Annotated in this window: 11 protein-coding genes and 1 pseudogene; 2 read left to right on the top strand and 10 right to left on the bottom strand. The window is 38.1% G+C overall.

Features of this window, described 5'->3' with window-relative positions; genetic code table 11:
* Window positions 1-69: 69 nt before the first annotated feature.
* Window positions 70-1596: a carbon-nitrogen hydrolase family protein gene (locus L3081_RS03185; protein WP_242283406.1), complete on the top strand. Its 1527-nt coding sequence runs from the start codon at window positions 70-72 to the stop codon at window positions 1594-1596.
* A 68-nt stretch (window positions 1597-1664) separates the two neighbouring features.
* Here the strand turns inward: L3081_RS03185 and L3081_RS03180 are convergent, their stop codons facing one another.
* The 9 genes from L3081_RS03180 to L3081_RS03140 form a co-directional block, all read right to left on the bottom strand.
* Window positions 1665-1823 (bottom strand): DUF3012 domain-containing protein, encoded by a 159-nt coding sequence (locus L3081_RS03180; protein ID WP_242283404.1) that lies wholly within the window; start codon window positions 1821-1823, stop codon window positions 1665-1667.
* A gap of 130 nt (window positions 1824-1953) precedes the next feature.
* Window positions 1954-2115, bottom strand: a complete 162-nt coding sequence (locus L3081_RS03175; RefSeq protein WP_242283402.1) for a hypothetical protein — start codon at window positions 2113-2115, stop codon at window positions 1954-1956.
* Window positions 2102-3259 (bottom strand): hypothetical protein, encoded by a 1158-nt coding sequence (locus tag L3081_RS03170; RefSeq protein ID WP_242283400.1) that lies wholly within the window; start codon window positions 3257-3259, stop codon window positions 2102-2104. The genes L3081_RS03175 and L3081_RS03170 overlap by 14 nt, the downstream gene beginning before the upstream one ends.
* On the bottom strand, window positions 3225-3806 hold the full coding sequence (locus L3081_RS27895; RefSeq protein ID WP_242283371.1) for an AAA family ATPase: 582 nt from the start codon (window positions 3804-3806) through the stop codon (window positions 3225-3227). The genes L3081_RS03170 and L3081_RS27895 overlap by 35 nt, the downstream gene beginning before the upstream one ends.
* The gene (locus tag L3081_RS03160) at window positions 3790-4779 is read right to left on the bottom strand and encodes a hypothetical protein (protein ID WP_242283370.1); all 990 of its coding nucleotides are present in this window, start codon (window positions 4777-4779) and stop codon (window positions 3790-3792) included. The genes L3081_RS27895 and L3081_RS03160 overlap by 17 nt, the downstream gene beginning before the upstream one ends.
* Window positions 4780-4830: 51 nt before the next feature.
* A complete protein-coding gene (locus L3081_RS03155) occupies window positions 4831-5883 on the bottom strand; it encodes a DUF7902 domain-containing protein (protein WP_242283369.1) in 1053 nt (350 codons plus the stop codon).
* Window positions 5841-7193: a DNA repair ATPase gene (locus tag L3081_RS03150; protein ID WP_242283368.1), complete on the bottom strand. Its 1353-nt coding sequence runs from the start codon at window positions 7191-7193 to the stop codon at window positions 5841-5843. The genes L3081_RS03155 and L3081_RS03150 overlap by 43 nt, the downstream gene beginning before the upstream one ends.
* Window positions 7194-7327: 134 nt before the next feature.
* Window positions 7328-9298, bottom strand: a complete 1971-nt coding sequence (locus tag L3081_RS03145; protein WP_242283367.1) for a flotillin family protein — start codon at window positions 9296-9298, stop codon at window positions 7328-7330.
* 124 nt (window positions 9299-9422) lie between these two features.
* On the bottom strand, window positions 9423-10001 hold the full coding sequence (locus L3081_RS03140) for an OB-fold-containig protein (RefSeq protein ID WP_242283365.1): 579 nt from the start codon (window positions 9999-10001) through the stop codon (window positions 9423-9425).
* A gap of 272 nt (window positions 10002-10273) precedes the next feature.
* Between L3081_RS03140 and L3081_RS03135 the strand changes: the two are divergent.
* A pseudogene (locus tag L3081_RS03135) lies at window positions 10274-10697 on the top strand (hypothetical protein).
* Here the strand turns inward: L3081_RS03135 and L3081_RS03130 are convergent.
* Window positions 10691-12169: an FMN-binding glutamate synthase family protein gene (locus L3081_RS03130; protein ID WP_242283363.1), complete on the bottom strand. Its 1479-nt coding sequence runs from the start codon at window positions 12167-12169 to the stop codon at window positions 10691-10693. The pseudogene L3081_RS03135 and the gene L3081_RS03130 overlap by 7 nt on opposite strands.
* Between the last annotated feature and the right edge of the window lie 69 nt (window positions 12170-12238).

Below are 12238 nucleotides of genomic sequence, written 5' to 3'. Positions count from 1 at the left end.
AAGATTTGATTGCCTTTTACGCCAGTACTGGCAGACAATGTGGCAATATCAATACTTCTAGGAATATTTATGGAAGCTAATAGTGTCATCGTTCGTCATTTAACCTTACAAGACATGACTGAACTACGTAAAGCAAGCGAGTCGGTTTACCTTAACAAAGAATTGTCAACGTGGGATGAACCCACAGTGAAAGCGTTATTAACTAAGTTTCCTGATGGTCAAATTTGTGTAGAGGTTGATGGTATCGTTGTCGGCTGTGCTTTCTCACTCATTATTGAATATGCTAATTTTGGTGATGAGCATACGTATGCCGAAATTACCAGTAATATGACCTTTGACAATCATGACCCGAAAGGAGATTCCTTGTATGGCATTGAAGTTTTCATTCATCCTGAATATCGAGGCTTGCGTTTAGCAAGACGTTTATATGATGCTCGCAAAGAGCTGTGTGAAAATTTGAATTTACGCGCCATTATCGCGGGTGGACGCATGCCAAATTACGCAAAGCATGCGAGTACAATGTCAGCCAAACAATACATAGAAAAAGTAAAAATTAAAGAGTTGTATGATCCCGTTTTAAGTTTTCAACTCGCTAATGACTTTTATGTACGTAAGTTACTCACAGGGTATTTATCTGGCGATACAGAATCATTAGAGTATGCCACCCTACTTGAATGGCCCAATATTTTTTACACTAAGAATGTCAAACTAATCAATGCACCACGCTCAGAAGTTAGGTTAGGTTTAGTGCAATGGCAAATGCGGTCGATGAAAGGCATTAATGATTTATTTGATCAAATGGAGTTTTATGTTGATGCTGTTTCAGATTACAAAAGTGATTTTGTCATGTTTCCTGAATTATTCAACGCCCCGTTAATGGCCGCATTTAATCATTTACGGTTAACAGAAAGTATTCGCCGATTAGCTGAGTATACTGAACAAATTAGAGATAAATTTATTGAATTAGCCATCACTTATAATATTAATATTATTACTGGTAGTATGCCGTTTTTCGTTGATGAAAGCCTGTATAACTCTGGTTTTTTATGTCGTCGTGATGGCTCATGGGAACGTTACGACAAGATTCACCTTACGCCGACTGAAGTGAGTAGTTGGTCGATGGTGGGGGGAAACAACCTTAAAGTATTTGACACCGATTGTGGAAAAATAGGCATTGTTATTTGCTATGATGTGGAATTTCCAGAGTACGCAAGAATTTTAGCTGATCAAGGTATGAATATTTTATTTGTGCCGTTTTTAACTGATACACAAAACGGTTATACACGAGTACGGCATTGTGCCATGGCAAGGGCCATTGAAAATGAATGTTACGTGGCCATTGCCGGTGCAGTAGGAAACTTACCCAAAGTAAACAATATGGATATTCAGTATGCGCAGTCTGCTGTATTTACGCCCGCTGATTTTGCCTTTCCAACTACGGGTATTAAAGCCGAGGCAACGCCAAATTCAGAAATGACAGTTATTGTGGATGTGAATATTGATTTGCTCAAACAACTACATAATCACGGTGCAGTACATACCATGCGCGATAGACGCCATGACTTATATAGTATTCAGGTTCATAAAAAGGACTAAGAAAGTAAATATAGCAGGGTAAAATCGTACCCTGCTATTTTAAAAGTTGTTAAGCACTTTATTGTTTTTTAAAAGATACAGTGTTTAGTGAAATCTTTAGCTTCTGTCGCTGTCCATTCGCCTTTATCTTTTTCTTTCATCGAAGCACACCATTCTTCACTGCCGATTTTTGGTGAACAAGCGCTAAGCACTGCAATAGTTAAAGCTAAACCAATTAATTTTTTCATGAAATCTCCTAATTAAAATTATAAATAATGTAAACAGACCATAATGGTTTTATCTAAGCTACTCCAAGCTTATGTCAACATCATTAAGATTAATATCCCATAGTATGAATAAAATTAAAACCAAAAATCATCACTTAATTACAATTTCATCTGAGTTATCTTCTGTTTTCTCTTCGGTATTAGTTGTTAGTACTTTATTCGATTTACTTGCCTTAGACGAATCAGTATTGGAACTTATGTCTGTGTCACTGGAGCCTATCTCCATATTCTGTAACGTATTAACCAACGCCAAAGACAACACTTTTATTACTTTGCAGTACGGTTACAAGTGGCGTTAAAAATGAGTCGACATGTTCAGAAAATGAAGACATTGCTTGCTCTAAAGCTGAGTGGTCAGGTTTTTCAACATTAACTTGTAGCTTGAGGCTCGCTAGGGTTTCATTTAACGCGGCTAATCCCTCAGATTGAGGCTGTTGTAACGCCTGTCCAATTTGATTCAACCCTTGTTGCAGTAACGATATTTGGTTAGCAATTGTCGCTATAGGGTTGTCATTATCACCCAGATTTTTATGACGTACATAGTCTGCTTTTATTTGTTGCCAACGCGTCAACTGTTCTGCGGTTTGATTGCCTCTGATTTCTGCCAATTTCAATAGGTTCTCTTCCGCGCCAACAGTAAGTGTTTGCGCCTCACCACGGTAATGATCAGCAATAAGTTGTTCCACTTCTTCATCGGTCATTACTGGCACAACTTTTTCGGCCATTTTATTCATGTTTCGATAACTACCTTGCAACTTAAACGGTGGCTCTGTTCGGTATTTATCGTCTTGTGCAGCAGAAGCTATATATTGGGCATTAGCTTTTAATACTGTTTCTTGAATCTTACGAATTCGCTTAATTACGGCAACTATTTCGTTTACTTCAGCTTGTGAATAACCATGTTGCAATTCTGTTGTTGCTATTGGGTTTCCGTCAGCTATTTGAACCAATTTATACAGATCATCCATATCTCGGGTAGCTAAAGGCGCGATATAACGGTTACTGGTTAAACTGTTTTCAATAAAGCTCAAGGAGAATTCGTGCTCACGACCACTTAAGGTATCACCCAGGTTATAAATGTCTGCGCGGTTGGCTAACATATCAGGAATAGAAAAGGCTTCGCCCGATTCGGTATATGGGTTACCTGCCATCACCACAGCAAATTTTTTGCCACGCATATCATAGGTTTTGCTTTTACCATTAAATACGCCATCAACCTTTCTTGAACCATCACATAGGGAAATGAATTTTTGTAAAAATTCAGGATTAGTATGTTGAATATCATCAAGATAAAGCATGACATTGTTGCCCATTTCAAACGCTAAATTGATTTTTTTCACCTCATTTTCTGCGGTTGAATTACTAGCTTGTGCTTGGGTCAAGTGACAATTGATCATGACCGATAGAGGGACAATTAATTTTTACGAAAGTCATGCCTAACTTACTGGCAACATATTCAATTAAGGTTGTTTTACCATAACCTGGCGGTGAAATAAGTAATAATAATCCCATTAAATCGGAGCGCTTTTTATTACCTGCTGCACCAATTTGTTTCGCTAAATTGGTACCTATAATTGGAAAATATACATCATTAATCAGCTTATTTCGAACAAACGAAGACAGTGCTCTCGGTTTGAATTCTTCTAAACGTAATCGTTTACGCTGTGCGTCCAATACACTTTGTTTCTTTTGATGAAATTTCTTAAAGGCAGTAACACGTTCGTTACTAAATTGACGTAACTTTGAAATAAATGCTTGATAGTTAATTGCAATTTTTCTATCTACAATTTGCGTGTGCTGTCCGAGTAGTCCTTCCACCACACAATCAGTATTCGCGTTAGAAGTATAAAACTCACATTTATCTGACATCATTAAAAACAGTGATGCTTCAATAATGACATCTAATTGGTTGCTAATATGCTGATAATTAACAAATGATTGCACCCAAGCAAGATGTAGTTGATATTTTTGCTCTATGGAAGAACAACCGGACTAACGCACTACTAATTTGCTTTTCTATGCTTTTTTGTTTCAGCTGACTGGTTAACTGTTCAGCTAATTCAACACTCGCTTCTTTAATAACAAATTTTTCGCCTAATGCCAATTCGTACACTAAATAGGTTGCCGATAATAATGGGTCAGAAACTAACCACGGTTGACTGGTAAGATAATTATCCAATTTGGCGGCGAGTTCTTTGGTTAATTGTTGTCGTAATTGACCACTACCAAATGTTTCTTCCATTAAGTGCAGGTTTTGACAACGATGTATTAAGTCATTTCGCTCAGTTGTTGTGAGTGCTGTTGTAAAAAACAGCACGGCTAACCTTCGTTCTTGAGCGGGATAAGCTAATAGTCCTATTGATTCTTTCAAGGATAATAATTGCGTTAAGATTAGTGCGGCATCAGCATCGTGCACGCCTTTGTCGTAACCTTCTTGGTATAATGGTTCTGCCGTTTTTCTTACCAAATCAACTAACGTATTTTGCTGTACTGCCGCTTTGAGGCTATCTAACTTTGCTTTACCTGACACTTCAGCTTCAAATAAAATAGTAGCAGCAAGGTATTCTGCGCGATACACATTCTCACATTCAGACACCAATTCTTGTTGCCATAAGTGTTCAGTATTGGCAAATAACTCAGGTGCAAGGGTTTCAAAATATTCACTGCCGCTAATATGCAATACCATGGTGTGATCACGCGGTAACAGTGTTAATTCTAATTTTTGTTTATTCACTGAAAATTGATGTTCACCAATTTTGACTAAGCTACCATCAGCCGAATAGATATCAGTTTTATCTCTTAGGGAACGGATCCCTTGCTCTTTGGCATTTTTCAATTGAGCGTCAATGTCATCAGCGCGCACATTATCATCAAGCGTTCGTAACTGCTCAATAAGTTGTCTGAGCTTGGCAACCATTGGGTCACCAAAAAATAACTGTTTAATTTATCTCGGTCATTAAATGATTGACTACGACGAATAACCCCTTCGATGATACGTGTTGCTGCCGTCATCAAATTTAAACAACGGCGCTGCTTGGGCGTCCATTAACTGTTGTTTATGTTGCTCAAAGTTATCGTATATTTCATCTCGTTTAGCGAGAATCTCCTGATAAAACTCATCATAATCGCTAAATTGGCTTTCTAACTCTTCTAATTGAATAAGTAGTTGAGACAGCTGCTGATCACACGCTTGCGGGCTATCGCTAGCATTTAAACCACTTGTAACACTCTGGCTTAATAGTTTAAACCTTGCACCAAATTCAGCCCGCGCTTCTTTACTGCCGACGTTTTTAGCCGCAATATCTGCACTTGCTTTAACACGGTTTATTTGACTAAAAACCGTTGAAATATCTTCTAAAATACGCGTTCTTTGTCTACTGTCTTCAATATCTAACGTCAGCATAGTGTGGTTTAGTAGATCTAACCCTGCCACCAATGACTCTATGGACGTACGAATAGGTTTTAAAGCCGTAATCGATTCACTTGCTTCTACTGCTTTATCTAACTCATTAATGGTCTCGTGATAAGGTGTTAGCGCTTTGTCTTTTTGTAAAAAGTCTGCGGTTGCTTGGCTAAGGCGCTTAGTTAACTCATCTACATTAATTTCCATTGTGTGGATTTCGTCTACATCCACATAACGCAGTTCTTTATGAGAAATCAATTCACCTTTAAATTGCGCTAGCTCAGCTAAATTATCGACATATTCTTTAGCTGTGTTAAAGCTTGGGTGTTTCAAGTGCAAGCTAAGTTTTGCTAACTTTTCTTTTGCGCCAGACATCACATTATCGGCATTTGCTTTAATGCTAGATACTTTTTCAAACTCATCTAACACTAATTCAGCCGTGGTCACTACTTGCTTTATAAGCCCATGAAGTGATACCAATGATTTATCATTAAGCCAGTGATATTTATCAAACAGCTGAGCCGCTTCTTTGACTAAGTCATTAAAATGTTGCGCACTAGGTTGTTCCACGGTGATCAGTTTAACAACGCCGTATAAGTCAGAAACACCACGAACCACTCAGGATTACCAATTTTGCCAAAAAAACTATTATCCACTGGTTGCGTACTGGCATGCTCTTCGCTACAAAAAGGGGTTTGCCATATTTGCATGGCATGAACACGCGATGGCTCAGATTCAGCACTAAAAACAACGGCTCGACCATTGTTATATATACTTTGCCCATGACCATAAATTGGATTTTGCAGTGTTCTGGTAATTAAGTTATAGCCAAATAAGGCATATTGACCTTCATTGGGCTCATAAAAAATATACAGAAAATCTTCGCCGTTAGGAGATTTTGCCACACGATGTAATTGCAGATCCTCTGCGCTGTCTTCAAAACTCTTATGCTCACCACTTTGCAGATAATAACCACCCGGAAAAATAATACCGTGATCTTCGGGTAATTGAATACAGGCATGGGCGATGGCATCTTGTCTAAGCACTTGTTGCGTTTTACAATTAAATATTAAATGGCGTGTTTTGTCTTCGCGGTAAGGCTTTATTTTTAATAGAATAAGTTCGCCAACTTTGGCATAACGAATATCGGCATCATCTAAAGATTGGTGTGGGTCATCAACAGGCTCTGAATAAATGCCTTGCCCTTCTGCGGTATTATTTTCAACTTTTAAAGTAATCGAACCACCAATTGTTTCGACAAACAGGGTATCAAATAAATTAAAGTGCGGATATTTTCCCTGCTCTTGTTGCTCTCGAGTCACTTTATGCCATTGAAAATCAAAGTTCTCAGGTTGTTTTATATCTCGTTCACCACGATTATCAATATAGGTAACCTGCTGATTAGCATCAATTGCCCATCGAAACACTCGTATATCATCAAGTCGTTCGCCAATACGGAATATTGCGTAAACCTTGCTGCCTTGCCGATAGACATGTGCTAAAAAAGTTTTGTTATAGTAAGTGTACAGTTCATCAAAATCGCGTACAAAATTAGGGTGTTCTAGAAAACTCCCCTGCATTGGCACGTCAACAATATCAACTTCACCCTCCTGTTCTTGAATTTGATGTAGACTGAAAACATCTGCAACGGTGATGTTACGTTTTAAGCCTAAAAAAACGTTGTATCCAAATAATAAAGTATCGCCTATCGCCACGATATCTCTAGCAACACAATTATGTTCAGTTCGCACCCTAACTCGCGCATCAACCTTCATATCAGTTGAGCCAAACGTGTTAACACGTTCGTTATTCAACTGTTTAATTTGTGTATTTAAATCACTACCTAAGGTGGATAGCCGGCGTTTAATAAGCTCATATGAGCCCCCTTCTGCGACCGCTTGATTGGCGACACTTTCCTTATCTGTCATGTAAGTCTCCATGATGCTGTTACGTTGCTTTCGCCGAGGATAAGCAACGTATTAACTACTTTTAATATTCTTGGCTTCGTTATTTAACCAACACTGACTTAGTTATTACTGAGTCAGTGTTGGTTATGCACGTCTTAGGTTTTTTTATTACCCAAATTTAATAAACTCGCCAGTGCACCTTTTTGTGTGTCATCTGCCTCATTCAAGGTTGACAGTAGTTTAGCCATATTGAAGTTTTTCATTGTTTCTGTGGCTACTGAAGCGCCAGACATAACACCAGGGAGATCGTCCATAATATTGCGCTCACCATTTAAGTGTTCTTTAAATAAAGCTTTTACCGTCTCACTTTCATTTACTAATCCGTCAAGTGACTTACCCACAGTGATTGACTTCATAAATTGATGTAAGAATTCTCCATCTCCACCCATGATGTTGATATTGGCTTCACTTAAGGCCGTTGCTAATACATCTGCTTGTTTCTCAGCTAAATCAACACTGTTATTTAATTTGGCTAGTGTTAATTCACGCTCTTGATTTAAACGCAGGCCAAATGTTTCGAATTCACGGGCTTGCTCAGACATGGCATTTAATACTTCTTGCTTCTCTCTTAAGCCAGTTGCTTCCGCCAACGCTTTTTCTTGAATACCTTTTGCCTCAGCTGTCAATTTAAGTTCAAGTGCTTTGGCTTCGGCTTCACCTTGTCTTTCATGTGCATCTGCTTGCGCTAAGGTAATTTGTGCTTCTGCTAATCCTTGAGATGCTGCTGCGGCTTGATTACCTTCAGCCAAAATTTTCTTAGACTCTGATTGCTTACTCGCCGCTTTTAATTCTGCTTCGGCAATAGTTTGCATTTTTCTGGCTGTATGTTCTGCCGCTTGTTCTTGTGCTTTCGCGGATTCAATGTCTTTAACAAGCAATTCTTCAGCTTCACCTTTAGCCTTGATAACCTGTTCGTCTTTTTGACGATTAGCTTCAGACACAACACGTAAGTCTTTAATTCGTTCTTCCTCTTCTGCCACTCCTTTTTCAACGATAATACGTTCTCGTTGTACTTCAGCAATATTTTTGCGTTCTACTTCAAGCGCTTTTTCTTTATCGATACGTAAGGTTTCTACTTCTTTCTCACGATCAATGGCTTCCACTTGGCGTGCACGAATCACTTTCTCTTCTTCAATGGCAACGGCACGTAAACGGTTTTGACATGCGATATCAGCTTCACGCTGTTTGTTTTCTTCGGCTACCGCAACTACTTGCTCGGTTGCTATTCTAGCTTGCTCAGATTTACAGCGCTCTTCTTCAACAATTTTTGCCGTTTCTGCTTCTTCACGGGCTTGCACTGAAGCAATTTCTCGCTCTTGTTTCGCTTTGGCATCAGCTAATTGGCGTTCAAGTTCTAAGGTTTTTTCTTCTGCATCTATGTTTTGACGTTTAATACGGATTTCTTCTTGTCGTTTTAAATCATTGGTTTCAACGCTTTGTTGCGTTGTTAATTCAGTGATTCTTCTGATCCCTTCTGAATCCATAATATTACTTGGATCGAGATCATTTATTGATGTTTGTTCTAGAAAATCAATCGCAACATCTTCAAGCACGTAGCCAGAAAGATCTTGACCTATCACTTCTTTAATTTTGTCTCTAAATCTGTCTCGTTGTGTGAATAGTTCAGTAAAATTTAACTGCTTGCCGACTGTTTTAAGTGCTTCTGAAAATTTGGCTTCAAAAAGCTCTTGTAATGTTTCTGGGAATGACGAACGTTCACAACCCACTTGCTTAGCAACACGTAAAATGTCTTCTTTAGTTTCGTTCACGCGAATATAAAAGGTGATAATAATATCGGCTCGAATATTGTCTTGGCAGATAAGTCCTGAACGGCCTTTACGCTCTAACATCATGCGTTTAGTAGAAATATCCATAACTTCTTTTTTATGGATTATTGGAATAACCATTCCGCCTGTTGTACTGATTTCTGGTTCAGCTCTAAGTTTATTAATGATTAGCGCTTGGCCTTGCTCTACTTTGTTGTAAAACTTAGCGAACATAATTAAAAGTGAAAAGACGAACAGTACGCCAATTCCTATAGCTAAATAAAGTGGTTCCATTACCATGTTTTTTTCCTCTTATGTAAAACAGCAGCCACGCCAAAGTGACCAAAAAATTATTCTTTATAAATCAGTAGTTAAAGTGGGTATGGTGCAACAAAATAAGTATGTTTTTCTCGAAGATACTCTATTACCAAAACTCTATCACCTTTTTTAAAATGTGTTCCGGAGCACAGCGCACATCCAGTAAAATTTCGGCTCCATCATTAAACAAACGCGCTTGACCAAAGGTTTCACTTACCGTCCCTGTAGCAATAGTTGCCTCTTTACCGACTAAGTTATTACTTAGTGTTGTTTCGACACTTTTAAACAAGCCTTTTAATGGATGTACTGCAATGGCGGTAAGTGGTAAAGACAGTATAAACACAAGAATACTACTGACAGTACCGGCAAGATAAAATAACCAACCGTCAGGTAACCACGCTAATAAATAAAATTGCAAATATACGCTTATTAACCGGCAGATTAATATAATAATGCTGATCACCAAGCTAAAGGGGATACCCGCAAATCCAAACGTAAGCATTAACCCTGTAAGTCCACCAACAGACATATCAACATCACTGTCAACATCAATATCGATATCACCTGCAAAATCTAAATCAACCAAACCAAGCATACCAATCAACCAATAAATAATGATGATGCCGAGCAATGTAGAATAAATTACCGTAGGGAATTGTGAAGCGACTTCTAGCAGTTGTTCCATATTTCGTCCTTAAAACAAATAGTTAATCTAAACTATTTTAATCATTATACTTTTGACTAAGTTATTACTATACGCCTTTGACATAATATGTCAAAGGCGTATAGTAACTAATATGACAGGCAAATTAGCATAATCAATAATAGAAAGCATTATATTAAATTTTAGCTAGCATCATAATTTCATAGCGTTTTCTAGTGACATTTATAAACTAATAATTATATGATACTTACAAATAGTAACGCTTTTAATCAATATTTAAGGATTTAATCAATATGAAGGGAGCAGGTGGAACATCAGGCGGATTAGGGCAGTTTTTTATTGGCCTGATCATGATGTGTGGTGGATTTTATATGTTACTCAATGCCATTCAAGTTAGCTCAAGCTTTGGTATGGGCATGCGCCTATACGGATTTTCGGCAATGGGTGGTCAGTATAATATAACCGCCGGTATGGTGATGATACCTTTTATGTTTGGTGTGGGTCTGATTTTTTATAACGGTAGAAGCATCCTAGGTCCGGATATTATCAATTGGTTCTATTACCGGCCTAATTTTTGGTGTGATTTCTTCAATTCGTTTCTCATTTAGATCCATGACCTCGTTTGATTTAATCGTTATTTTAATTTTGGCTATGGGAGGATTAGGCCTATTCCTCCGTTCTTTGAAAACCTTAGACGAAAAACTGCCTGATCAATAGTCTTTAATTGATATTGATTTACCATTTTCAATAACAATTCTGGCATGATTTTTATTCAGCTCTCTTGGATCATCAACACCACAAGAATGAGCAATCATGCCAACAGCATGCATCATATTATGAGCATAATGCGCCACCCGTTCAGACTTATCTTTTGCAACAAGACCTCTTTGTAGTTTTTTGTTGTGTGTTGTAACACCTGTGGGACAGGTATTTTGATGGCATTGTAATGCTTGAATACAACCTAATGAAAACATAAAGCCTCTCGCTGAATTACAAAAATCGGCCCCAACACAAAGCGCCCAAGCAACATCTGCGGGATTAACTAATTTACCAGAAGCGAAAACCTTTATTTGATCTTTTAAACCGTGCTTAATCAAGGTATCAACTAACACGGGTAATGATTCTTTAATGCTCATTCCTACATCATCCATTAATGTCATTGGTGCAGCACCTGAACCACCGTCGCAACTGTCTAATGTGATAAAATCAGGTGCAAACTCATCCCCCTTACTTTTGATTAAAAGACACAATTCTTCTATCCAATCAGGAGAACCAAAAACAGCTTTAAATCCCACGGGTTTACCAGTAACCGTGCGAATATGATGAATTTTTTCTAACAAGGAATCATTGTCATGAACATCAACTCGTCGGTTAGGACTTATAGAATCATGCCCTTCAGGAATCCCTCGTATTTCAGCAATCTCTTTACTCACTTTGCTGCCAGGTAAAATACCCCCTTTACCCGGTTTAGCACCTTGAGATAATTTTAATTCAAATAATTTTACCTGTGAATAGGCGGCTATTTTTAATAATTTTTCATCATCTAAATTACCGTCGCTATCTCTAACGCCATAATTTGCGGTGCCTATTTGAAAAATAATATCGGCATTGCCTTGCAAGTGATAAGGGGATAATCCGCCTTCCCCAGTGTTTAACCATATTCCTGCTTTTGCTGCACCATATGAAAGTGCTTGAACCGCAGGTTTAGAGATTGCGCCATAACTCATAGCCGAGATTCCAAAAAAAGCTGAAGTACTCCAAGGTGACTCACATCGGCTACCAACAGTGATTGTTTTTGGAACTTCAACATTTTTATCTAAACTGGGAAACGGGCAATTAACAAACGAAATATAACCGAGTTTTTTTATATCTCTACTCGAACCAAAGGCAATGGTGCTATTAATATTTTTTGCTGCTTTATAGATCCAAGTGCGCTGAGCACGATTAAAAGGTAATTCTTCTCTGTCCATTGAAAAGAAATATTGTCTAAAAAAACCACCTAAATGTTCAAAAAAATACCTAAAACGCCCCACAACAGGGTAGTTCCGTCTAATGGCATGTTTAGTTTGAAATTTATCGATGATATACATTGCGACAATGACCACAACGACAAGGGCGATTAGCCAAATAAACAAAAAAGCTAACCATTCGTATAAAGACTGCGTGAAGTGTATCCATGAATTAGGCATGTTATTCCTTGAAGCCGGTAAATATTAATCCGGTCTATTAATACGCCTTTTGCACTGTTTTTCAACCCG

The organism is Colwellia maritima, from assembly GCF_022669015.1.
Lineage (GTDB): Bacteria > Pseudomonadota > Gammaproteobacteria > Enterobacterales > Alteromonadaceae > Colwellia > Colwellia maritima.
Note: the sequence above shows the minus strand (reverse complement) of the source record. Positions and strands in the feature narration are given on the sequence as shown.